Raw genomic sequence first — 24929 nt, forward strand, 5'->3', positions numbered from 1 at the left:
AGGTTGTGGAGGCTGCGGAGACTGGAGAGGGGGATTCGGGGGTACGGCATTGTATGGTGATGGACCGGGGTAGCCTTGCGGTGGAAGTGGGGGCTGGGGAAGATTGTTTGGTGGAGTCATGATTAAATGACAGCTTTCTGATTAGAATAGTCATTATCTGAAATGGTTAGACAATCTGAACCAATTCCGGGATTATTCTTAGGCTACTTCTCTAGTCTATTTTTAGTGCCGACTTGAATGTCTGAGTTGTGATACAGCCCGAGCTAGTTGTGATAAAAGTAAATGGCAAAAACCTTGAATAAAAAGAGGTTTAAGAAAAGGACTATTCGCTTTAATAACAACAGATATGAAGATAATCGTGTTACTAAAATAATTACTTGTAATTCCGTTTTATTAAAGCTATTTTGCTGCTTAGAAAAGCATTATTGCTCTATATAAATCTTTTTTCGTTAGAAAGTAACGTAGCTTTCTACGCCCGCCCTCGCCTATGATATGAAATATGGCTGGGCTTATTCGACGCGAGGACATTGATCAGGTACGCGAGCGCGCCCATATTGATGAAATCGTAGGCGAACATGTGGCACTGCGTCCTGCCGGGGTGGGATCTTTAAAAGGGCTATGTCCTTTCCATGATGAGCGCACCCCCTCATTCCATGTTCGTCCTGCTCAAGGGTATTATCATTGCTTTGGTTGCGGTGAGGGCGGCGACGTTATCAAATTTGTGGAAACCATTAATCACCTGTCTTTTAGTGAAGCCGTTCAATATCTGGCAGACAAAACCGGGGTGACTTTACGCTATCAAGAGGGGACAGACAAAGAATCAACAGACCCGAACCGGGTTTCGCGTTCGCGAATCTTGGAAGCAAACCGGAATGCGGCGCAGTTTTTTCGCTCGCAATTGGGCAGTAAAGAGGGACAGATTGCCAGGAATTTTTTGAACCAACGAGGGTTCGATGCCGACGCTGCTGCCCGCTTTTCTTTAGGATATGCCCCTAACTCGTGGAACGCCCTCTTGTCTTATTTGCGTAAACGCGGATTTACGGAAGTGGAACTGGCAGCTTCCGGGTTGTTTTCTACCGGGCAGCGCGGTCCTTATGACCGTTTTCGAGGGCGAGTTATTTGGCCCATCTGCGATTTGACGGGGGCGGTCGTGGGTTTTGGGGCGCGGCGATTGAGCGAAGAAGATAAAGGTCCGAAGTATTTGAATACCCCTGAAACTGCGGTTTATAAGAAATCGCAGGTACTTTATGGGATTGAGATGGCGAAGAAAGCCATCAGTAAGCAGCGCCGAATTGTGGTGGTTGAAGGCTATACCGATGTAATGGCTGCTCATCTTTCCGGGGTGGAATGTGCCGTGGCTACCTGCGGTACTGCTTTTGGGGATGGTCATGTGCGCATTGCTCGGCGTTTGCTGGGGGACAGCGCAGATGCCGCTGCCGGGGTAATGCTATCGTCTGGTAAAACCCGTGGTGGGGAAGTTATTTTTACTTTTGACGGCGATGAAGCGGGACAAAAGGCGGCTTTGCGGGCTTTCGGGGAAGATCAGTCCTTTGCGTCTCAAACATTTGTAGCTATCGAGCCGAGCGGCAAGGATCCTTGTGATTTATGGCAAGCTCAAGGGGCAGGAGCGGTACGAGGTTTGGTGGATTCTCGTCGCCCTCTGTTCGAGTTTGTTTTACGCACTACCCTAAAGTCTTTTGACTTGGATACGGCAGAAGGACGAGTTTCAGGTTTGCGAGCAGCCGGACCTATTGTTAGCCAGATTCGCGATCTTGCGTTGCGCTCTGAATATACCCGCCGCCTGGCTGGTTGGGTGGGAATGCCAGAAGAGGAAGTGCGGCGGGCAGTGCAGAATTCTCCTCGCCCCGAGCGTGGCGGTTTTGGCGGGGGCAGGGGGCAGTTTCCTAATTCACAGGTTTCCCCGAACCTAAATGTCTATCCCTCAACTTCGCCCGCGCACCGTTCCGGAACCCCTGGTGCTGGCGTTGGCGCTGGTTTTCCGGGTGCTGCCTCCAGGGTTAATTTGCCCAATTCCACAGATCCGATTGCTAAGTTGGAGCGGCAAGCTCTGGAATGTTTGCTACAGCTGCCGGCTAGTCTTTTTGGGGTAGGGGTAGAGACGGTTTCGACAGCGGCATTTCGAGTACCCATGTTTAGCGCCCTTTTTACCGCGATTATTGCTTTGGGCGGGCTGGATAAATATGCGGAGCTGTGGCGCGACGCCGAGGACGAACTGGGACTTAAAGGGCAGCGAGCGGTGATTCTGGCCAATAAACGATGGGGTGAACTCTTAAATGCGCAGGTAGATTCGCAGTTGCAGGGGCTGGTTTCTGCGCTGATTGTTTCCCCACTGCCTCAAGATGATTCTGCCCGCCTAAGCGAGTATGCGCGGGGGGTGTGGCAAGCGGTGATTCGCGGTGACCTGTCACGCCAAATCGCAGAGACAAAGGCGCGATTGCAGCGCTGTGACCCTCAAGATGAACAGTATCAACAGATTTTTTCTACATTAATTAACCTAGAGAATGCCCGCCGTAACCTGCAAGAATCTAAATAAGCAACAACTTAGGTACTCAATACTAATTTAAGTAATGACGCTATTGCTATTTAAATTTAGGGAATACTGTTTCAATTATTAGAAGCTAAAAAGCTTTCTATCAGCAGTTATGGAGTTTTATTAATAGGGGTGACATTTTTGTGTTTAATTGCTTTTACTTTGTTGCTTCCCTTTGTAGATTGAAATTGTCTTTATAAAAAAACTTCAAAGGAGGAACACAATGGCAATGCCAGGAGTAAATTGTTCAGCTAGTGATTGTGCCTTTAACGATAATGGTTGCAACGCTTACGCGGTGACCATCGCAAAAGGTGGATGCGCAACCTTTATTGCCCTAGACGAAAAGGGGGGACTAGGAAAAGTTAATTCCCAAGTGGGGGCGTGTCAGCTTGCCGACTGCAAATTCAACAAACACTTGCTCTGCCAAGCTGATTCCGTCAAAGTGGGAGACGACGAAAAATGCCTTACCTTTGCTACCGCCTAGGTAATCAGGTCAGCAGCAGTTAAGAATCTGAATTCTTAACTAAACAGGCAGGATAATAACTTAAGGGGCTGAGGAGTAATGATGCTCCTCAGCCCCTTAAGTTATCGGTTTCACCCCACAGGCGAACCTTCACTTAAAGATTCGCTGACCTAAAACTGTTCCGGGCTAATGGGTTCTTATCTACAGTTAAAGGAACTAGCTATAGCAGTTGGGCACGTAGCTGCTCGGGGGAGGACGGGGAATACCAAGCGGGGGGAATATCCAGGACGCTGGCGGCTCCGATATGTCCGTTTTCGTGCAAACGTACCAGGGCGCGAGCGCTGGCGGTCACCATTGAGCCGGTGAAATCGGGGTTGGAATCTAGTTGCAGCTGGAAGCGGATCAGATGTTTGACCCCCTCTTGAGTGTGACCGAGACGGAGGACTTGCCCTCCGTGGGGCATACCGGCGTGCTCACGCGCCAGTTCCTGGGCGGAAATAAAGTTTACTGTGGTTTCATAATCTGCGAAATACTTCGGCATTTCTTTAATTTCGCGGGTAATCCGTTCTTTATCGGCGCCTTCAGCGGCAACTACATAGCACAGGCGTGAGTGTTTATCTGCCGTGCTCAGCTCGGGGTTTTCTCCGCTTTCTACCGCCTTGATTGCTGCTTCGTTGGGGACAGTGTATTGCACTGCGCCCTCGACCCCTGCAATCCGGCGAATTGCGTCCGAGTGTCCTTGAGATACCCCGCGTCCCCAGAAGGTTTGGGTATAGCCATTCGGGAGTACCGATTCACTTACTACCCTGGCAATCGAGAACAGCCCCGGATCCCAGCCGGTAGAAATCAAGGCAGAATGTCCCGCTTCCTTGGCGGCAGTATCCATATCGGCAAAATAGGCGGGAATATCGGCGTGAGTATCAAAAGAATCAACAGTGTTAAAGTATTTAACCGCTGCCGGTCCTTGGGTGCGCAAATCCGTGGCGCTGCCTCCACAACAAATACACACATCAACTTGTCCGGAAAAATCTGCCATCTGCGAGACAGAATAAACCGGAGTGTCGGCAGTTTCTAAATCTTTAGGATTCCGGCGAGTAAATACCGCGACTGCCTGCATATCTTCGGCGGCATTAACTGCCCTTTCAACCGCGCGTCCTAAATTTCCATATCCATTGATTGCCACTTTTATAGTCATAGCCAGATACTACAAGTTGTATCCTGTTAGATGTGAAAACTGCCCAAAACCTAGACAGGGAAACGTCTAGGTTTTGGGCAGGACGGTAACTAGGTAAGTATTTAGTAGCTGAGCGGCAAATCGGGGTATTCGGCTTGCCAAGTTTGCCGATAGTAATCGGTCAGTTGCAATTTGCTGGCGGCAGCTTCATCAGCGATGATGAATGCGTTTAGGTGGTACTGCAAAATAGAGGCAGGCCAAAAAGCGCTGACCGCGCCCTCTACCGTTGCGGCAACGGCATCGGCTTTTTGGGAGCCGAAAGCCAACAAAACCGCTTGACCCGATTTCATAATGGTAGATAGCCCCTGCGTGACTGCCTGCTTGGGGACATTAGCTTCGTCGTTATCGAAGAAGCGGGCGTTGTCGGCAATAGTTTGGGCGGTTAAGGTCACCACATTTGTGGGGTTAGCTAGGCTGCCGGTCGGTTCATTAAAACCGATATGTCCATCGGCGCCGATACCTAGAATCTGTAAATCAACTCCGGGGGCGATTTCTGCTTCATAATCGCGGGCAGCCTGGCGAGGGTCGGAAGCAGTGCCATCGGGGGTGTGTAAGTTTTCGTCCTTGAGACCGGTCTTGTCGCTGCCAACCAGTTCTCGGCGCAATACGTTACGGTAGCGTTCGGGGTGGTCGGGAGCGATTCCTACATATTCATCTAAAGCCCAGGCGGTGCATTCTTCCAGGCTAAATTGTCCTTGCTCATGGGCGGCGCGGAGCTCAGCGTATAGACCTTCGGGAGTAGAGCCAGTTGCTACCCCCAACCTAAATCCCGGTTTGACTTGGGGAATAATCAGTTTTGCCGCTAGTTTGGAGGCATCTTCGGGGGTGGGGGTAATCGCAATATGCATGTAAATCTCCTTTGGTAGGACTTTTCCATCGTTGGCTATTGAAAGTCCCTCCCATTATCTCACACCTGCTAACTTGGAAAGGATTGCTAGCGGCTAAGCTTAAGATTTCCGGTTTTCCTGTTACCGAGGTTGAACGTGAGAAAATAGGGTTAGACGGTAGTAGGAGGACGAAATGGCGCAGCGCAAAAGAGTTACATTAAAAGATATTGCACAAGAAACTGAGTTATCAATATCTTCAGTTTCACTTGCGTTGCGCAATGACTCGCGAATCTCCGAACCGGTGCGTGAACGGGTTAAGGAAGTTGCCCACCGTTTGGGGTATCAAGTGGATTTGTCGGGGGCGATGCTTCGCAGTTCTAAACCTAAGATAATTGGAATAGTTGCCCAGCTAGATCAAGAGTTACATAACAAATATGTCGAGAATATAAACCGTTGCGCCCAAGAAGCTGGCTATCGTACGATTACTCAAAACGCTTCCCTATTTAATGATTATCGGCAGGGATTAGAGGCTCTGTCTCAGCTACGGATTAACACTTGTGTAGCGATTAATCCTGTTTTTAGCGGTGAGGAACTCCCGGCAAACCTAACTCCCGCAGTAGTGGTGGGGCAAAGCGCGTTAGCGGGCGCTGACTTGGTGCGTTCATCTAACTATAGCGGGCTGCTTGAACTGGTTTTGCATCTAAAGTCTTTAGGACATGCAGAAATAACTTACTTGGACGGTCCGAAAAGCTATTCATCTAAAATTCGTCGCCAGGCACTAATGCGTGCTGGCAAGGAAGCGGGCTTAAAAGTTCATCCGATTTTGGCAGGTAATACTGTGGATGATGGGTTTAAAGTCGTGCAGCAACTTTTGACTGATTCTTGGAGTCGCCAAAAATCTCGTAATGATTTGACTCGGGTTGCTTTATTGGGGGTCACAGCGCTGGCTTGTTATAACGATCAGGTGGCGCAGGGGGCTATGGTGGCTCTATATAGAGCTGGTTTTTCTATTCCCGCTGATATTTCGGTGAGCGGGTTCGATAACTCTCTGGGGGCGTCCTCCCTGGCTTTTAATTTAACCACTGTGGATAGGGGGGCGGCGAAAGTTGCTGAGCACGTGACTTCACTGGCGATTAGAAGAGCTTCCGGTCAGGTGGCAGCGCCGCAAGAGCTCACTGTGGAGAGTTCTTTGGTAATTAGGCGCTCTACCGGTACAGCTTTCTTCCTGCAGAACTAGGAGGGGAAAAGATATTAAAACGTTAAAACAAAAAAATCTAAAAATAGCACTTTTATGCTCTTTCGTAAATTAAGGCTGCTGATAAAACCTATTCAAACGTTTGACTTAATGTGAGGGATATTTTATTGTAGGGCTATGTGCTAAAGCACATCTAGGAATTATTTGCAGCAAAGGAGCTACGAATATGCGTTCAAAGTTAAATAACCTGGGATTCACGGCGACTTCATTTCTGTCGCTGGTGCTAATCACAGTAAATGCGCAGTTAATTTATGCTTTTTGGGACATTCGGAACACCATTCCCAAAGATTTTCCTACCGCCATGGGGGTCACCGACGCTCAGGCAGGGAACCTATATTCAATGCAAGGTTTAGTTATTATCCTGGGAACCATTGCCTTGGGATGGATAGGCGATCGTTTTGCGATTCGTACTATCATGCTGATTTCTTCTCTGGGTGCGGGAGGGATTTCCCTATTCATCACCGTATTCTCACCCAATCTCTCCCTGGGGACGCTGCTCGTATGCTTCTTCTTGATGCTGCTGTTTACCGAGGTATTGTTCAAACCAGCCAACTTCAAAGCAGTTAGCCTCTCAACTACTGAAGAACATCAAGGCAGTGCATTTGGCTTTTTCGAGTTTGGACGCGGTCTGCTCGCGTTCCTGGTTTCTTTGCTTTGGACCTTGATGCTGGCATCAGGAGCCAGCGCTCGAACCATCATGTATACCTCCTCGATAATCGTCCTGGTAGCCGGGCTAATGGTGTTCTGGGCAGTACCAAAAGGACAAAAAGTCGGCAATGAAGACACCCAAGCAGCTAACACTGTAGAGGCAATCAAAGGGGTTGGGAAAGTAGCTAAACTGCCGATAGTCTGGCTCACCGGTATTAACGTTTTCTGTATCTATGGCACTTTCGTAGCTGCCGGAACTTATTTTGCTCGCTTCTTGCAAGCCGGATATGGAACTTCGGCTGTGGCTGCCGCCGTGTTTGCAACTACCGTAATCGGCTTGCGTATGTTGCCACTGGTTTCAACGATTCTGGTAGAAAAAGTATTTAAATCAACGGTAAAGTTCATGAGAACTATGGAAATAGTTCTGGTAGTTCTACTGGCGCTGATTGCGGCAATCTTCTTCACCAACAGCCCAGCTATCAGCTCTTATCCAGCTGGTCAAGTACCGGGTAACCTGATCTCTAGTGGAATGTTCTGGGCGCTAATCGTGATGATGCTTTTGGCATCTGCCACCACCTTTATGATTCGGGGCGTCTACTACGCGCCCATCGGAGAGTTCGGGATTGCCAAGAAGAACTCTTCAGCTGCGATGTCTTTTGCAATCACTGTCGGATATATCCCGGCGTTATTAGCTCCCATTGTGCTCGGTGGTCTGATTACCCCCTCCATTACTGATAGCAATGGGAAAGTAATCACCGAAGTGCTAACCTCCACCAATGTACTGGGGTCTGCATTCTTAGGATTGGCAGCTTTGGCTCTGGTTGCAGCGGTAATGTCACATCTCATGGTGAAAATGCAGCGCCGCCAAAAACAAATGAACTGAGGGCAAAATGAAAGCAGCTGTTAAACAAGCAGACTGGATGGCTCAACATCCAGATTCAGTTTCCATCGCTAATCTCACTATCGTGGGAACTCATGATTCTATGACCGCAACCTGTCCGCAAAGATACTATAAAACTCAGACTCTCCAGCTTGCAGAACAGTTAGATATAGGGGTCAGGTTTTTAGATTTGCGGATTCGTTCTAGCCTGGTTGCAGCTCACCGCGAGTGGATAAGCACAATTAAAGCTACGGACATATTGCAAACTATCCGAGAGTTTCTAAAGAATCATCCGCAAGAATTCCTCTTAGTTAGATTCCAAAATGCAAATGAAAATAAGGATGATTTTCCGCGGTATTGTCAGCAAATTACGAAACTGATTGCCGAAAACAGAGATTTATTCTTCCTATGGAAGAAAGAAAATCAGATTCCCATCAGTGAGCTAACTTTGGGGCAGTTACGCGGAAAAATCCTGGCATTGGAATGTGCTCCCAGTCAGTATGAATCGACGTATTTACCAGATTGTGTTTGGGCATATCCCTGGCATGAAGCCGAGAAAATACGGCTGCAAGACCTATGGGATGGTCCCAGTCTAGAAGCTAAACAGCAGGCAATCTTGCAACTAGGGGAACAATCTGGAACTGGTGAGCTACGTTTGAATCATATTAGCGCCACGAATGGACAGTTAGGATTCCCCGATGCCTATGCCGCTCAGCTAAATCCGTGGATTTTTGATATTTATACCAAGGAGGAAGCGAGATGCAAGCAAAGGGCGCAGGTGCTAATTTTTGACTATCTTACCCCTGAGATTGCTCAAACTTTGATAGATGCTGGGCTAAGTAACTGCCAGAACTAGGTGAGGAACATGGAAAAGCCGGAATTGCTGAAACTATTGGATTATGCAGTAGCTACCGTTAAAAAAGCCGCAGCTATGGCGCTTGAACCGGGAATGGAACTAAATATTACCGCTAAAAGCAGCCGTAATGATTTAGTTACCGATGTTGATAAAGCAATAGAGCAATTTATTGCGAATCAACTACTGGAATTTAGTGGCTACCCAGTGCTCGGAGAGGAAGGACACCAGGTTGATTCTTTCGAGGGACGGGTATGGCTGGTAGATCCCATTGATGGGACGATGAATTACATAGAAACCAAGCGAGATTACGCAATTTCCTTGGCATTATGTGAAAACGGAGTCCCGGTTCTGGCAGTAGTGCAAGATGTGGTGGCTGATAAGACCTATACCGCGACTTTAGGGGGAGGGGCTTATTGCAATGACCTTCCCTTAGAGGCGGTGAATTCGGATATAGATTACCGCCAGGTAGTTCTGCTAACCGATTTAAAGGAAATCCGAGCGCTTCCTCGCTTATCTCAAGTTTTAGAGGAATCGCGGGGACATCGCCGATACGGTTCTGCCGCATTAGAAATGGTGGAAGTAGCAGCCGGTAGGGCAGGGGGATTTATTCATCTTTGGGTATCCCCTTGGGATATAGCGGCGGCGACTTTAATCTGTCGGGAAAGTGGATGCTTAGTTTCCCGCTTTGATGGTACCAGCATGGATGTGCGCCAGAAAGGATCCGTTTTGGCGGCATGGCCTGCCGTACATTCCGGGCTGCTGTATCGGTTGGTGCAAGCTCCTGCCTAGCGGGTTAGCGCAGCCGAATGCCAGGGTGAAACCGCGGGGCAGGGCAGCGGATTTGTCCTGGGAAAACCGGATAGAAAAATAGTCGCGGGGTGGAAGAATCTTTCTTCCACCCCGCGACTATTAGCTATTGACCTATCGCCAAGAATCCGCTTCGGCAGCTAGATTTTTTGTGCCTGTATCTTCCAAACCTCTTTAGCGTAATCAGCTATGGTACGGTCAGCGCTGAATCGACCGGATTCACAGATATTAATCCAGCATTTGCGCGCCCACTCCATCTGGTCAGCATACTCGAGGGCAGCCCGGTCGCGAACCTCACGGTAATCGGCAAAGTCACCCAGCACATAGTACACATCGGCTGGCTCATACCCATTCGAGTCCAGTAACGAGCCCAAAAGGTCATGGAATAGCCCAGTGCCATCATCATCTAAAGTGCCATCAACGAAAGCATCTAAAGTGCGTTTAAGTCCCGGCACGGTTTCATAGAGATGGCGAGGATCGTAAGTGCGCCGCAGTTCGGGCAGTTCTTCCTCTTTCGCCCCGAAAATATAGGCGTTTTCGTCCCCAACTGAATCCACAATCTCTACATTTGCGCCATCTAAAGTTCCCAGGCACAGCGCTCCGTTCATCATGAACTTCATATTGGAAGTACCGGAAGCTTCTTTGCCAGCAGTAGAAATCTGTTCGTGAATATCAGCAGCCGGAATAATATGTTCCGCCGGGGATACATTGTAGTTCTCAACGAACACAACTTGAATAATCTCGCGAACCTGCGGGTCGGAAGCAATTAGTTCCCCAATAGTATTGATTAACTTGATGATTGCTTTAGCGCGTACATACCCGGGAGCTGCTTTCGCCCCGAAAATAAAGACTCGATGCGGCCAGGGCTTTTGCGGGTTTTCTTTAATCCGGAAATACAAATCCAAAATATAGAGCGCGTTCAGCAACTGCCGCTTGTACTCGTGTAACCGTTTAATCTGCACATCGAAAATAGCGGAAGAATCTACCTTAATCCCGCTACGCTGCTCCAACCAACGCGCAAAATCCCGTTTGTTATCGGATTTTACCCCCAGTAATTGAGCCATCAAATCAGAATCGTCAGCCAAATGCCGTAAGGATTTCAGCTGATCCATATCATTAACCCACTCGGTGTTGCCCAGCTTTTCAGAAAGCAGCTCTGCTAGGCGAGGATTGCATTGTTTGAGCCAGCGCCGAGGAGTAACCCCATTGGTCTTGTTATTAAACTTTTGTGGCCATATCTCATGCCAGTCTTTCAAAGTCTGCCGCTTAATAATCTCGGTGTGCAACGCAGCCACCCCATTGATAGAGAAAGCAGCGTAGCAAGCAATCCAAGCCATGTGGATACGACCGCCATGAATGGGCGACATATAGTCAATGCGACCAGCATCAAAGCCCAGGGCTTCTAGCTCCATCCGGAAACGGCGGTCAATCTCCGTTACAATCTCAAGGATTCTGGGGAACAAGCGCTGGAAGATTGAGTATTCCCAAGTTTCCAAAGCCTCGGCTAGAACCGTGTGGTTAGTGTAGGCAAAGGTGTTCTGTACGATTTGCCAGGCGCTTTCCCAATCCATGCCATGGTCGTCAAGCAAAATCCGCATTAGTTCTGGAATCGCCAGCACCGGGTGGGTGTCATTCAGCTGAATACAGTTGTATTTAGCGAAATCATGGAGGTCTTGACCATGGTGCTTAATATAGTTATCCACCATGTCTTGCAAGGAAGCAGACACGAAGAAGTACTGTTGGCGCACCCGCAGTACTTTCCCCTCGAAAGTGGTGTCATTGGGGTAGAGTACCCGGCATAGGTCAGCAACCCGTTCCCGTTCGATAATCGCATCGGTGAACCGCTGAGAGTTGAAAGCCTCATAGTCGAACTCTTCCATCGGTTCTGACTTCCAAAGACGTAAAGTATTTACGTTATCGGTGCCGTAACCGGTAATCGGCATATCATAGGGAACCGCCCGCACCTGCATATCCGCAAAGTTAATAAAGCGGGGTTCTTCCTCGCGGCGGAGGACGAACGGATAGCCTTCCTCCATCCAGGGATCAGGGTGTTCACGCTGGTTACCGTTTTCGAAAGACTGTTTAAACAATCCGTAACGGTACAAGATTCCATATCCGCGAACTGGCAGGTTCATAGTGGCACAAGAATCTAGGAAACAGGCAGCTAAGCGCCCTAGACCGCCATTTCCTAAAGCGGCATCATGCTCGGCTTCCAAAACGTCAGTTAGAGAAATACCGAAAGCATTGGTTGCTACTTTCGCGTCCTCTAACAGCCCCAGATTATCTAGGTTGTTTAGCAAAGCCCTGCCCATTAGGAACTCTGCGGAAAAATAATGTTCTTGGCGTCCCGCTGCATACTTATCGGTAGTTTTTTCCCAATTTTCAGCGATTCGTTCAACTACCGCTTGCGACATTCCCGTCCAAAACTCCATAGGAGTGGAAGCCTCAACGCGACGTCCAGAAATTGAACGGGTGAAAGACCCAAGAGAATCTGTAAGGTTGTCTGCCATTTTTAAACTCCTTGCAAAACTACGGTTACAGGCTACCGGTTGAGACGCAAATAGCGGTGCTTAAAATCCCTATTTAATAAGTGGCATTAGTTACATCTGTCCTCAGACTTCTTAAAACGGCTTTCACCAGGCTCTATTTAATGCGGCTATGGGTAAGCGGATTAAACCTCAATCCATAGGGTCTGCCCGGGGCCGATCCCCCTATCCCGGAAACTGCACTCTGCGTCCTCAGAAGTGATTGTCGGGGTTTGCAAAAGCACCTTCGTCCCCTTACTTAAAGCCAATTGAGGGAGCGGGCGATAACCTACTGCCAGGTTGGTAGCAACTATTACTTTTCGTCCACAACTAGCTGTAACCAGCAGTGATAGTACCTCCGGGTCGCTGTCCAACCAGGTTGATTTTCCCATTCCCAGGCCGAGGCTACGGCGGGTAGCGAGCATTTTCCGGTAAAAATTTAAAGGGGAGTAGGGATTAGACTCTTGCACCTGTGCTGACAGTTCTCCCCAATCAGCTGGTTGCGGTAGCCAAGGGGAGCTAGCTCGCGCAGGCGAAAACCCAAAGTTAGAGCTGGGATTATTTGACCAGGGGAGAGGTACGCGGCAGCCGTCGCGTCCGCGTACGCGATAACCGGAACGTTTCCAGGTAGGGTCTTGGCGGGCATCATCAGGAAGCGTAGTCGCTTCCGGTAGCCCCAGTTCCTCGCCGTTATAAAGGTAAATCGAGCCGGGTAGCCCCGCCAGGAAAGCGGTCGCTGACAAGGCCCGGGTAAGACCGATTTCCCTATCTGGTTGCGGGTCGGTTACCCCGATTCCATTGTCAGTGTTTGCCCCGGTAGGATAGCCAAGCCGGGTGCTGTGGCGCACCGTGTCATGATTGGAGAGTACCCAGGTGGCAGGAGCCCCCACCGATGCCGAGGCTTCTTGGGTGCGGCGGATAACTTTACGCAGCGCGCCCGGCTCCCAGGGGCAATTAACTACCGAGAAGTTGAAAGCCTGAGACATTTCGTCTTCGCGTACATACATAGCTTCTTGTTCTGGGGTATTAACCCAGGCTTCGGCAACTAGCATCCGGTCACGTCCATATTCATCCAACACCTGGCGCCACTCGCGATAAATATCGTGGACTCCTGGCTGGTTAAAGAATGGTCCCACATCGAGGGCGCGGCCATTTTCGCTGTTCGGTCCTTCATAGTTAAGGCGATCTGGTCCCACCTCATCATCGGGTAGCGCGGGATCTTTCACTAAGCCATGCGCCACATCTACCCGAAAACCATCTACCCCGCGGTCTAGCCAAAAACGCAGGTAGGAGCGGAAAAACTCGTGAACTTTCGGGTTTTCCCAGTTGAAGTCAGGTTGGGAAGCGTCAAAAATATGCAGATACCACCAATCCGAATCACTTGCTTTGCCACTTAGGGGCTCAACCTTTGACCAGGCAGAACCGCCAAACATAGAACCCCAGTTGTTGGGAGCACCACCGCTAGATTTACGGAACATATACATATCGCGTGCCGGATCTCCCGGCTGGGCAGATAGCGCCTGCTTGAACAGGGGGTGCTCCCAAGAGGAATGGTTAGGGACCACATCAATGATGACTTTTATCCCGCGGGCATGAAGCTCGGCGAGAACCTTATCGAAAGTCTCCAAGTCCCCATATTCGGGATTAATATCCAGGTAGTCGGCTACATCATAACCGGTATCATGCTGGGGTGAAGGGTAGAAAGGAGAAAACCAGACTGCATCAATGTTCAACTGTTCCAGGTAGTCGATTTTTTCTAGCACGCCACCCAAATCCCCAATTCCATCCCCGTTGCTATCGGAAAAGGAACGCGGATAAACCTGGTAAATAGCGGCGCTACGCCACCACTGATTCCAGTCATTTCTGTGCAACTGGTTCATAGCGTATCCCCTTTACTCTTCGCTACCTTTACGCCGTCGGCTCCGATTTCGGCGAGGACGAGGCTGTCGTTGGGTTCCAGCCCCCTGGTGGGTATCGCGCTCACGGCGTCTGTCGCGTCCCCCGCGGCGCTCTCGTCCTTTCCCGCCTTGAGAATTCCTTCCCCGACCACCGCGATTGCGTCCGTTACGCCCTCCGCGCCGGCCACCGGTTTCCCCTAAATCTTCCAGCTTTTCAGCGGATAAACCTGCCCGCTTACGCTGAGAAATAGGTAAACGAGAACCCGCGTCTTCGGGAATATCTAAATCGGTGTATAGGTGGGCGCTGGTGTGATAGGTTTCTACCGGTTCTTCCGCCCCCAAAGAAAGTTCCTTATTTATCAACCGCCAGCGGGGAACATCATCCCAATCAACAAAGGTAATCGCGGTGCCGGAATGACCAGCCCGCCCGGTACGTCCAATGCGGTGAATATAGATTTTTGCGTCCTCGGGGCACTGATAGTTAATAACATGGGTAACATCATCAACATCAATACCGCGGGCAGCCACATCAGTTGCTACCAATACATCAACTTTTCCATGCCGAAAGGCACGTAAGGACTGTTCCCGTGCTCCTTGCCCCAAATCCCCATGTAGGGAAGCAGTCGCAAAGCCGCGGCTATTCAAATCATCACTAACCCGCGCGGCGCTGCGTTTAGTGCGGGTAAAAATAATGGTGAGACCGCGCCCACGTGCCTGGAGAATACGCGCCAGTACCTCGATTTTATTGAGGGCGTGGCAGCGGTAAATAACTTGCCGAGTAGTTTTAACCGTGGCTCCCTGATCGTCTGGATCTTGCGCCCTAATATGGGTGGGATGCTCCATATAGCGCCTGGCCAAAGCGATTACTTCTCCGGGCATAGTGGCGGAAAACAGCATCGTGTGACGGTTAGCAGGAGTGCGGGAAAGTAACACTTCCACATCGGGAAGAAAACCTAAGTCAAGCATTTCATCGGCTTCATCTAACACCATGGTGCGAACTGATGAGAGGCTCAAATGTCCCTGTTTCATCAGGTCAATCAGGCGTCCAGGGGTGCCAACCACCACCTCAACCCCCCGCTTTAGAGCCGCAACTTGCGGCTCGAATGCACGTCCTCCATAAATTTCACAGATTCTAACGCCGCGACGAGAAGCTGCCTGCGTGGTTTCCCTCGCTACCTGGATAGCTAGCTCGCGGGTAGGGAGCACAATCAAGGCTTGTGGATGTCCAGGGTCTAGGAGGTCTTCGTAGCCATCCTCACCCGGAGCCACCACGTCCTGCAGAACCGGGAGTGCAAACCCCAAGGTCTTACCGGTGCCGGTCTTGGCTTGCCCAATAATGTCATGGCGCTCCAGCGCCACCGGCAAGGTGAGAGCCTGAATGGGGAAAGGATGGACAATGCCCGCCTCGGCTAAAGCTTCACAAAGCGGGGAGCTCACCCCAAAATCGGCAAAAGTTTTATCGCTCAAATCCATTGAGGCTTCCCCCACCACATCGGCTTCCACCTGCTCGGTAGGAAGCTCGTGGGCAAAGGAAGTATCAGCGATTCCGCTAGTTGGCTGGTTAGACTTTTCAGCTATCAATCGATTACCTTTCACGGGGAAAACTTCCCCTACAGTTGGAGGTAGCCGATCGCAAAAAATCTTGGCTTAGCGCTTCAAGGCGACGCCACGCGCCCTTGGAAAAAACTTCGTTCACGAAAACGATCGGTCAACCCGTTGTCGTCGAAACCATCCTATCCCACGCCTGTTGAAAGCAAACAATGAGGGTAACTAAACTTACAGCTTTTTTGAGGGTAAATAACACCCAGTAAATGCTCTGCCTTTCAAAAGCTAGTATCGCAGCGCCAGGCAGGATAATCTAAGAGGGTGAGTGACGCACAAAGACTGGGACTTATTGGGTACTTCACCTTGGCAATGCAGCAACGTCTAGCAAAGGACGCTTCCTTGTGTCCCACGGTGGAACAAGAAATCGCCCTCGGACAGATGTCGGCACGGGCTTGGGAAAACTATCAAAAGGTGGCTCAGGTCAGCCAAAACGTAGCGGTTGATTTACCGGAAGAAATGAAACAGTATCTCGGGCTTACCGTCCAGCTAGAGGAGCGCTTGCGTCCTACTGACTGGTATGAACGCCTGGTGAAAAGTTACGTAACTATTGGAGCTATGGCAGATTTTAACCACAGTTTGACTATCGGATTATCCCCGGAAATCCAACCCCAGCTGGCAGAGGTTTCTTGGGGCTGTGGGCAGGAAGAATGGGCGGTTCCGCTAATTACCCAAGCTTGTGCTACCCAAGTGACTGTACCCGCGCGGCTTTCGCTTTGGGGTAGGCGAGTCCTGGGGGATGTTCGCTCTACTATGCGTCAAGCAATTGTGGGCTACCCGGAACTGTCAGGGCAGGGCGCAGAAGATATCCCTGAGGAAATAAAAGCACGTCACCGGGCACGAATGGAACGGGCTGGTCTGAAAGCCTAGACGAGTTAGTGTCAAGCAGTAACTAATTGCCGAAATTGTTTATCGCCTTGGGCTAGCCATGCGGTATATATGCTGTTAAAAGGGTTTTACCCGATTCCAAATCCCACGCGTTTAGGTTCGGGTTTACCTACCTGGCAGTAAGCAATTAAACGCGGATTAATCAAAACTTGCTGACCGTGTTTATCGGCTAGGACAAGTAATTTTCCTGGTTCATCTAGGGCGGTCTGTAAAACAGATTTTACCTGTTCAGAATCCATTTCTACTTCTAAATCTAAAGATTTGGCAACGCCTTTAAGTCCCAGGGAAATATTCACAGTATCCTCCGTTTAACTTCGTGTTCTGCTCCCCATCCTACCTGCCTTAGCTAAGGCTTTCCCCGATTGCTTGCTGAGAGCAAAATATCTTTAGCTAGATTTATCCTAGGAGCAAGTTATCCCGATTATCTCTCTCTCGTTTATTTTGAAGCGAATAGGATAATCGGCTGCTTAGGGACTGGTCTTTGTTACGGCTAAACAGATAAGGACGCGGCGAGAGGGGGCTGCTCCCTATAATTGTTTCCATGGCTACTTTTTCTGTTCGTCCCGCCCCTTTTCCTCCTGAACTGGAATTACCAGAGTTTAGTGAAGCTGGAGCGCAGCTGCTTTCGCGTTTAGATTCAGCTAGCTCCCTGGTAGTTGCGGGCGTGGCTGGCAGTGGGAAAACCGTCCTCGCTTTGGCAGCAATGCAGCAATTACGCAAGCAGGGCGATACCGTGCGGGGACTGGTTCCCTCACGGTTACGTGCCGATTATTTGAACACTTCCCGCTGCGCCCGGAGTCTGCCTATTGCTCGTCCTTTTATTACCCCGAGCGCTTTAGCTTTCCAGGTTTTGCAGCAATTTGCTATGAAAAGACGCCAAGCTCTTCGCGAACCGGTGTTACTTACCGGCTCTGAAGAGGAAGCCAGAATCCGGGAGCTTTTAGAAAAAGTAGATGCCCCCTGGCCTAGCTACATCAACGCCGAGCTTCGCAGCAGCGATTATTTTTGTTCCGATCTGCGTTCCCTGTTCGCAACCTGCGCCCATTGGGGACTTAGCGCTCAGGAATTAGATGAGCTAGGACGCGAACGTAAAGTTACAGAATGGCAGGCGGGAGCCGTCATGCTCAGCCAATACGAGCCATCTTTTAAGGACAACAAATGGGATGCTGCCAGAATGCAAGACCGGGCAGCTAGGTTGCTGCAAAACTGGGAGCAGGATGCTGCCATCTTAGAACCGCCGCTTTTGCCGGATTGGATAGTTGCCGATGACCTGCAAGACTGTCCAGCTTCAACTATCCGAATGCTCAGAGAAATGGGCAAGCGGGGAACAAAAATTTTCGCCCTATTTAATCCCAAAGTAGCGGCAGAAACGTTCCGGGGAGGATACCCGAACGGAGCTAAAGAACTGTCTGAACAGTTAGGATGTCCACTTGTATCCTTGGAAGAATCATTTCGGGAAACAGCTGGCGGTCTAACCCTTAGCGATCCACTCAGTCAAAAACTAGGCGGAGACAGTGCGCGCGATCAAAAAATTGCCCAGTTTTCCACGATTTCTTCGCAGGCGAGGGCGGTCGCGGAATACTTACGCTACCAGCATCTAAAACGGTATGTGGCATGGAATGACATGGCGATTATTGCCCGTACTCAGGGGCAGCTTGATGAACTTAGTGCCTTGCTGGAGGGCTTGGAAATTCCTATCAATCACCGGCGTCGGCCCATGCTGTTTAAATCCAACCAGATTAGCGGCTCCTTGCTTCGCTTTTTCACTATTGCAGGGCAATCAGAGTTAGCTAAATCTATTTCCCCTCGAAAAACAAAGCAAAATGGGCAGGGACAGGCCCCAGCTTATGACCTAGGTATTGGATACTGCTGGGACGAAAAGTTGATTACTGCGCGCGGTAAAGCCATCCGCCAGCTGCTTCGCTCCCCACTTTTTGCCGTGGATTCTTTGCAGATGCTCCGTTTGGAGCGTTCCTTAGTGGGAGCCCAGATTGCAGTAGATACCAAACTAGAAGAGTTTTACGCGCTGCTAGGTACTCCTCGTTTTCCTCTTAGCCAACTTCAAATGGTAGAGGGAGCGCAGGTTTTGATTCGTTGCCACCAGGTTTTTACCGCTGCCGTGTCTGCTTTGACGCTTCCTCCCACGCAAGCCTTAGAGAAAATCTGGTTAGAGTTGCAGTTAGAAGAGCAATGGCGTCACCGCGCCTTAGCGGGAGACGAATTTGCAGACCAGGCATTAGATGCGGTGATTTCTTTAGTTAGACACGCGGAGATTTGGTCACAACGGCATTTAAGCGCGAATATGACCGACTATTGCGCGGTGCTTTTGCGGCAAAGGCAAGCCGAGGACGTACTCAGCGGCAGTCACGGTCTCAAACCTGCTGTAGCTATAGAAACTGTGTTCTCGGCAGCCGGACGTACCTGGGATACCTGTGTAGTAATTGGAATGCAAGATGGGCAATGGCCTTTACTTTCCGAAAGTGGCTCGCTACTTAGAGTTGGGGAATTATCAGAGTTAATGCATGCGACTGCGCTGCTTAGCCCCTCGGGGAAACTTCAGGAGGTTCCCGGTGGCTCCAGAAAACGCGCCCTCGAAACTGAACGTTCCTTAGCGAGGTGCGCCCTGAGTCGCGCCCGAGAGAAAATGCTGGTAACCGCACGTTCAGGTAATGAGGACGTGCCTTCGATTTTTTTCATTAACCTCGGTGAAAAAATCAAAAATGGAGATTTTAATACTGCGCAATATCTAGGAAATAGCTGGGATACCTTAGGGGGAAATGATTTAACGGCCAGCTCAAAGCTGAGGGATAAAAACCATGAGGAGCAGCAACTATTTCCCTCTGTACGCTCTTTGGTGGGGTATCTTCGCGCCCTACTTTCACAAGACATTCCAGTAGATGCCCCTGGGGGTACATCAGAAGATGCGGATAGCTACCGGCGTAAAGCCCTAGAGACCTTGGCCTATCTAGCCACACAAACAGTAACTGCCGCAAACCCGCAAAGCTGGCGACAAGTGGGTCGAGATTCTAGCTGGTGGACAAATCCGGCGGGATTAAAGCCAGCTGGTAGTAGAGTCGGAATTTCTCCCTCTACCTTGGAACAGTTAAATGATTGCGAACTTCGCTGGTTGCTGGAACGCCGAGGCGGTCAAGAAGTCGATGCTACCGGCAGTCTTTCTTGGGGAACCTTGGTGCATCAGATAGCGGAGGAAATGGGGGATAACAGTTTAAAGGAGCGCCTAGATTTCTTTTATTCACACTGGCCTCAAAATAAAGAGACGTTTTATTCGCGAACCGAACTGCAAAGCAAAGAAGATATGATTGTTCGCCTCTCGCACTATCTGGATAATCATAAAGCACCGGCGGTGAGCGAGATTAGTTCACGCGCATTCGTGGGTGAATCAGCGCTACTTAATGCCCGGATTGACCGCCTGGAAGCCGGAGAGGACGGGGTGCGAATAGTTGATTTCAAAACTATGAAAAACCCTCCCAGTGCACAGGAAGTAAAGAACCATCTCCAGTTGGCTTGCTACCAGCTGGTACTGGAAGCCATGCTAGCGGGAGACGATTCTCAGGCGGCTAAGGCTCTTTCGCCCGTGCTTAAAGCAACCAAAGCTGAAGTGCAAAGTTCCAGTCTGGTTATCGTCTCTAAAGCTAAGGGAAGCCGGGAAGCAGAGATTCCCAAAGAAATGTCGCAGGCTCCTTTAACCGATGAACAGAAAGAACAGTTAGCGCAAACCATAGTTGATGCGGCGCAAGTAGCGGCGGGAGCGGTCTTTAAAGCGGTAGAAAACGCTAAATGTGACCACTGTAAACTGCGTTCTTGCTGTCCATTGATGAGCGAAGGAGAGTCAGTCCTATGAGTATAAATCCCGAAATTAGCTATTCTCCCGCGCAAATTGCCGAGGCAATCGGGCAGTACCGCCCAAACCCAGATCAAGAAAAGGTTATTTGCGCCCCGGTGGATAAACCAATGATGGCGATTGCGGGGGCGGGAGCTGGGAAAACCGCGACTATGGCTTTCCGGGTGGTCTACCTGGTGGCAAATGCTTTGGTGTCTGCTGAAAGAGTTCTGGGGCTGACATTTTCCAATAAGGCGGATCGTGAGCTATCTGAGCGAGTCAATAACTATTTGCGCCAGCTAGCCAAGCATAAAGATTTCTCTAAGGTCGCGGATTTTTTAACCGACAGTGAAACTGGTGCTCTAATGCGACCGGTAACTTCTACCTATAACGCTTTCGCTAACCAAATTGTGCGCCAATATGGTTCTCGACTGGGGATTTCCCCTGCCTGTGTCCTGCTAGATGAGGCGCGGCGTTGGCAACTGATGTATCAGGTTGTTAGTGAATGGGCCGGGGATTTAACCACTGAACTAAGTATTGGGGCGACTGTAAAAAATGCCTTGGCTTTAGGTTCGCAGCTGCGCGATCAACTAATTGAATCCGAGGACGTGCGGGCTGGTTTAACTCAAATGAAGCAGATGTATTCAGCGGGTCAGCCGGGGAAACGTTCTAATAAACCCAATAAAAATATGCAGAGTTTTCTTGATTCTCTAACCTATAGGGCAGAGTTATTAGATATTTTTGCTGAATATGAAAAGTTAAAGAAACAAAACGGCTATCTTGAATACTCTGATCAGATATATTATGCCGCGCTTTTAGTAGAGAAATTTGACGATATTAGAGAACAGATTCGTGCCCGCTATGACGTGGTTTTATTGGACGAGTTCCAAGATACTTCTGTGGCGCAGCTAAAACTGTTTTCTACTATTTTTACCGGTAAGGGCGTGATGGCGGTCGGTGACCCCAATCAAGGTATCTATGATTGGCGTGGGGCTTCAGATTTATCTATGCAACATTTCTTGAGTAGTTTTGGAGTGCCAGCTAGCGAACACGCTGCCCATATTCAAGATATGCCGGTGACCTATCGTAACCGGGAAGCGATTTTAGAGGTAGCTAACCAGGTGGTTTTACCTTTACGGAACCTTTCTGCGGGCAAAAGCGCTATCCAGGTTGAAAGCGAGGTTCGCGCCAGGCTTTCTGGGTCGGAACCAGAATACAAACTTGATCCTGCCCCCTCCCCAGATCAATTCGCCGCGCCTTCATTAGGGGTTAAAGCAAAAGAGCTGGTTACCTGCCCGCAAAAGCGAGATGACCCGGGTGAAGTCCAGATGTATTTTGTGGAAGATTCCCAGCAAGAAGCAGAGTTGGTTGCCGATTTCTTTGCTGAACGTTGGGTCGAGCGTGAACAAATAATAGCTAAAAATCAGCAGCTACCTCCACAAGAACAACAAAGCGTTCCCACCGGGGCGATTCTAATCCGGAAGCATTCCCAAGCTCCGCTCCTTACCCAGGCGCTACGTAAACGGAACCTGCCGGTAGAAGTGAGTGGGGTGGCGGGACTGATTTACGATCCGGCAGTTGCCGACGTGATTGCGGCGTTGCAGGTGTCGGCAGATGCCGGACGCGGAGATGCCTTAATGCGGCTAATAACCGGGTGTGGAATTAGTCCGGCTGATATCGATTTATTATGGCGTTGGGCAGGTCATTTAGCTAATCCCGAGGACGACCAGGGCGTTCGCGTACAACCCTATTTAATGGACGCACTCGATAACTTACCCCAGCCAGGCTGGACAGTTAAAGGAGCGGGGAGCGCTTTTAGCCCGGAAGCCTATCGCCGCCTAGATATTTTACGTTCCCAACTAGCTACTGTGCGCCGCCACCTGCATGATTCTTTAGGATCGTTGGTGCAGCGCACAATTTTTACTCTTTGCCTAGATTTAGATGTGAAAGTACGTCCCGATGGGGGAATATCTGCCAGGTGCTTGGAAAGTTTTGTAAAGATTGCTCGTGATTACCAGGCAAGTGGAGTAAATGCCGATTTACCTGGTTTCTTGGAATGGTTAAAGTTTGCTGACCAGCAAGGCTCGGGACTGGATATGCCACTGCAAGAACCAGATCCAAACGCTATTCAACTCATGACTATTCATGCCGCGAAAGGACTGGAATGGACTTGGGTAGCCGTTCCGGGGATGGATGAGTCTCGCAGCGGCAGTGGCAGTTTACCGAAAACCGCTATCTCTGTTAATAAGGGCGAATGTAAGGATTCCGCCTGGATTAGCGATAAAGGGATGATTCCATATGATTTGCGCCCAGATAAGCAAGTTCTCCCCACCATTGAGCGCGGCATTGAGGACAGCGGTTATGACTTCGCTGAGGGAACATTTTCCGATAACCCCAAAGTTATAACCAGTTATCAGTATGCGTTAGGTTTTCACTCCCAACTAGCGGATCGGCGGCTAGCATATGTGGCGTTTACACGCGCAGAATCCAAATTGTTGATTGGAGGTAGCGCCCATAGTGCTACCTCCAAGAAAGAGCGGGTTCCTTCCCAGTTCTTAGCGGAAGTCGATAGCAGCGGAAAGCTGCGCGAGCTGCGTAATCGACAAGCAGATGAAAACGATAGCTGGGAGGCTCCCGTGCGTGAAGAGCCTTGGCCGGGCGCGGTATCACCGCAGCTGTCTAGGCTTTCGGTGGCGGCGCGAGAGCTCAGTGAGCTGATCAGCGGTATTCACGCTCACCCCTTTTTACACCGGTTAGTGTCCACCTCGGATTTAGAGGAGGCGCAAGACATGGCGAATAGTCATTCTTCTTGGCTCAGTCAGGCTTTGCAGCTAACCAGAGATTTACGGGTTGAACAAGAGTATCTAGGGCAGGTTCAAATGCCGGTGTCTAGTGGCGTAACCCGGGCAAGAGAACTGCAAGATAACCCCGCGGCTTTCGCCTTAAATCAGCGTCGTCCTTTGCCAGATTTCCCCACCGCGGGTGCTAGGGTGGGCACGTTGTTTCACCAGTGGGTCGATCAGCAGCAACGGGGTAATGATTATCCTCTTCCCGATAATCTCGATACCCAGGTGCGTGAAGATTTGCGCTCGTTACAGCACAGTTGGCAGCAAGCGAAAATTCATCCCGAGGACGGGTGGGAATATATCGATTCCGAGGTTGAGTTCTCTGCTCCGATGGCTATCAAACTGGTGGCTCGTATCGACGCTATTTTACGGAATCCCGCAACCGGTAAACCCACGATTATTGATTGGAAAACTGACTCTTTACAGTTCGATGAATCCGGGACTATTAGCGGCAAAGCGGGCGAGCTAGTGGCAAAATATATGCAACAGATTAATACCTATCGCCTGGTGTATGCCTTTTCTAAAGGAATGCGCCTTGACGAGGTGGATGCGGCACTATTTTTTGTTAGACACCAGTTGCTGTTGCCGTTAGAGGATTGGCAGGCAAGGCTAAATCTGCCCCAAAAACTCGAAGAACTGTTCCCAGATTTGGTCTAGCTGCTAGGGTTGGTCATTTTCGCTCTGATTATCCGGGGAATCGGTATTTAGCTCCTCCTCGCCCTGCGAATCCGCAAGGGTAGGTGAGTCCTGGTTGTTGGTTTCTTCCCGGTCAGCATTAGGGGTGTCGGTCTGACTCGTCCTAGCGGTTGTTTTTGGGAGGGCGTCCTCGCGCAGAGCCGGCAGTAACCCGGTTGCGTCCAAAGTATCGGCTAGTTGAGAAATTAACTCGCGGGCATCGCCTATGATTTCGTCATTGTTTTCGTGGACTCCATGCAGTAGCCACTCTAGAAGTACCAGCTCGGAGTGGAGTTCTATGCGGGTTGTAAACTTTGGGTCTTCAACTAGCCGGAGTTTTCGATAGGTAGCTAATACCCAGGTTGCGAAGTCATCTGAAGAGGAGGAAACTACCCAGGCGAGGTCGCGGGCAGGGTCGCCAATTTGGGCTTGTCCAAATCCGGTGATACCGCTGATGGTTGCGTCCTCTATATATAGGTGTTGTTCTAATAGGTCATTGTGAATGAAGGCTGGCGAAAAATTCCATAGGGAAGTATCTTCTAAACGTTCCTCCCAGCGTTGCCAAAGACGTGGGGGGATGGCGCGCGTGGTTGCACCCTCGTCTAAGAGGTGAAGCCAACGGCGGCGAATCTGGTCGGCGGTGAAAATAGGGCAATCGGCGCTCTGTAAAATCCGGGCGGGTAGGTCATGTAGGGAAGCGAGGGCAGTACCTAGGGAGATAGCGAGTTTTTCCGATATTGTGAAGTCCTCTGCTTGCGCGGGTCTACCCGAGAATGCGGGATGTATGAGGGCGTGTTTTCCTCCTACTATTCGTACCGAGTGCGCTGGCCAGGGCACTGAGAAGGGGAGGCGGGCTCCATCGTGTGAGAGAACCCGCATGATTCGGGTTTGAGTTTGCAGTTGTTTATCTAGGTGGCTAGAAGTTGGGCAAGTGACTAACCATTTGCGTTCGGCAGTGTCTTTAACTGCGCATACTCGCATTTCTTCGGTTTCAAAATGTGGAGAAGAAAGGGAAATAAAGTCAGTCTCGGGCATCGCGGCGGATGCCATAGCCGCTAGAGGTAGAAAATTGTCCATGTCATTCACTGTTTTAGGTTATCAAGCTGGGAGGATTTCGGGGTTTAAGTGAAGCG

The 24929-nt window shown here is 50.0% G+C and carries 16 protein-coding genes; 9 read left to right on the plus strand and 7 right to left on the minus strand.

All coding sequences use genetic code 11. The features are described from left to right. The first annotated feature begins 499 nt into the window (after positions 1 to 499). Together dnaG and QZT94_RS07925 are read left to right on the plus strand one after the other, a co-directional pair. Positions 500 to 2554: a DNA primase gene (dnaG, locus tag QZT94_RS07920; RefSeq protein ID WP_296762517.1), complete on the plus strand. Its 2055-nt coding sequence runs from the start codon at positions 500 to 502 to the stop codon at positions 2552 to 2554. A gap of 220 nt (positions 2555 to 2774) precedes the next feature. Continuing rightward, positions 2775 to 3035 carry a DUF1540 domain-containing protein gene (locus QZT94_RS07925; RefSeq protein ID WP_072510041.1) on the plus strand — a complete coding sequence of 87 codons (261 nt, stop codon included), beginning with the start codon at positions 2775 to 2777 and terminating at the stop codon, positions 3033 to 3035. A gap of 199 nt (positions 3036 to 3234) precedes the next feature. Here the strand turns inward: QZT94_RS07925 and QZT94_RS07930 are convergent, their stop codons facing one another. Beyond that, entirely contained in the window at positions 3235 to 4209 is a 975-nt protein-coding gene (locus QZT94_RS07930; RefSeq protein WP_296762515.1) for a diaminopimelate dehydrogenase, read from the minus strand. 101 nt (positions 4210 to 4310) lie between these two features. Continuing rightward, entirely contained in the window at positions 4311 to 5096 is a 786-nt protein-coding gene (locus tag QZT94_RS07935; RefSeq protein WP_072510039.1) for a glucosamine-6-phosphate deaminase, read from the minus strand. 172 nt (positions 5097 to 5268) lie between these two features. Here QZT94_RS07935 and QZT94_RS07940 point away from each other — a divergent pair, with 172 nt between their 5' ends. The 4 genes from QZT94_RS07940 to QZT94_RS07955 all read left to right on the plus strand — a co-directional run bounded on the left by QZT94_RS07940 (position 5269) and on the right by QZT94_RS07955 (position 9503). Then, positions 5269 to 6312, plus strand: coding sequence for a LacI family DNA-binding transcriptional regulator (locus QZT94_RS07940; RefSeq protein WP_270625074.1), 1044 nt, complete (start codon positions 5269 to 5271; stop codon positions 6310 to 6312). 184 nt (positions 6313 to 6496) lie between these two features. Next, on the plus strand, positions 6497 to 7861 hold the full coding sequence (locus tag QZT94_RS07945) for an MFS transporter (protein ID WP_072510037.1): 1365 nt from the start codon (positions 6497 to 6499) through the stop codon (positions 7859 to 7861). Between the two features lie 7 nt (positions 7862 to 7868). Continuing rightward, positions 7869 to 8714 (plus strand): phosphatidylinositol-specific phospholipase C domain-containing protein, encoded by an 846-nt coding sequence (locus tag QZT94_RS07950; RefSeq protein WP_296773339.1) that lies wholly within the window; start codon positions 7869 to 7871, stop codon positions 8712 to 8714. Between the two features lie 9 nt (positions 8715 to 8723). Continuing rightward, positions 8724 to 9503, plus strand: a complete 780-nt coding sequence (locus tag QZT94_RS07955; protein ID WP_270625078.1) for an inositol monophosphatase family protein — start codon at positions 8724 to 8726, stop codon at positions 9501 to 9503. Positions 9504 to 9661: 158 nt separating this feature from the next. Here the strand turns inward: QZT94_RS07955 and QZT94_RS07960 are convergent, their stop codons facing one another. The 3 genes from QZT94_RS07960 to QZT94_RS07970 all read right to left on the minus strand — a co-directional run bounded on the left by QZT94_RS07960 (position 9662) and on the right by QZT94_RS07970 (position 15447). Then, the gene (locus QZT94_RS07960) at positions 9662 to 12031 is read right to left on the minus strand and encodes a glycogen/starch/alpha-glucan phosphorylase (protein WP_296762508.1); all 2370 of its coding nucleotides are present in this window, start codon (positions 12029 to 12031) and stop codon (positions 9662 to 9664) included. A 161-nt stretch (positions 12032 to 12192) separates the two neighbouring features. Next, positions 12193 to 13926, minus strand: a complete 1734-nt coding sequence (locus QZT94_RS07965) for a glycoside hydrolase family 13 protein (protein WP_296762506.1) — start codon at positions 13924 to 13926, stop codon at positions 12193 to 12195. Between the two features lie 12 nt (positions 13927 to 13938). Continuing rightward, positions 13939 to 15447: a DEAD/DEAH box helicase gene (locus QZT94_RS07970; RefSeq protein ID WP_270625348.1), complete on the minus strand. Its 1509-nt coding sequence runs from the start codon at positions 15445 to 15447 to the stop codon at positions 13939 to 13941. A gap of 363 nt (positions 15448 to 15810) precedes the next feature. Here QZT94_RS07970 and QZT94_RS07975 point away from each other — a divergent pair, with 363 nt between their 5' ends. Next, positions 15811 to 16416 (plus strand): ferritin-like fold-containing protein, encoded by a 606-nt coding sequence (locus QZT94_RS07975; RefSeq protein WP_270625082.1) that lies wholly within the window; start codon positions 15811 to 15813, stop codon positions 16414 to 16416. A gap of 86 nt (positions 16417 to 16502) precedes the next feature. Here the strand turns inward: QZT94_RS07975 and QZT94_RS07980 are convergent, their stop codons facing one another. Further along, positions 16503 to 16730, minus strand: coding sequence for a DUF3107 domain-containing protein (locus QZT94_RS07980; RefSeq protein WP_072510031.1), 228 nt, complete (start codon positions 16728 to 16730; stop codon positions 16503 to 16505). Between the two features lie 245 nt (positions 16731 to 16975). Here QZT94_RS07980 and QZT94_RS07985 point away from each other — a divergent pair, with 245 nt between their 5' ends. Both QZT94_RS07985 and QZT94_RS07990 read left to right on the plus strand, forming a co-directional pair. Continuing rightward, positions 16976 to 20296 (plus strand): PD-(D/E)XK nuclease family protein, encoded by a 3321-nt coding sequence (locus QZT94_RS07985; protein ID WP_296762502.1) that lies wholly within the window; start codon positions 16976 to 16978, stop codon positions 20294 to 20296. Then, positions 20293 to 23778 carry an ATP-dependent DNA helicase gene (locus tag QZT94_RS07990; protein ID WP_296762499.1) on the plus strand — a complete coding sequence of 1162 codons (3486 nt, stop codon included), beginning with the start codon at positions 20293 to 20295 and terminating at the stop codon, positions 23776 to 23778. Before QZT94_RS07985 ends, QZT94_RS07990 begins: the two co-directional genes overlap by 4 nt. Positions 23779 to 23781: 3 nt before the next feature. Here the strand turns inward: QZT94_RS07990 and QZT94_RS07995 are convergent, their stop codons facing one another. After that, the gene (locus QZT94_RS07995) at positions 23782 to 24873 is read right to left on the minus strand and encodes a phosphotransferase (protein ID WP_296773341.1); all 1092 of its coding nucleotides are present in this window, start codon (positions 24871 to 24873) and stop codon (positions 23782 to 23784) included. Positions 24874 to 24929 lie beyond the last annotated feature (56 nt).

It is taken from the genome of Varibaculum sp. (genome assembly GCF_008661855.1).
Taxonomy (GTDB): Bacteria; Actinomycetota; Actinomycetes; order Actinomycetales; family Actinomycetaceae; genus Varibaculum; species Varibaculum timonense_A.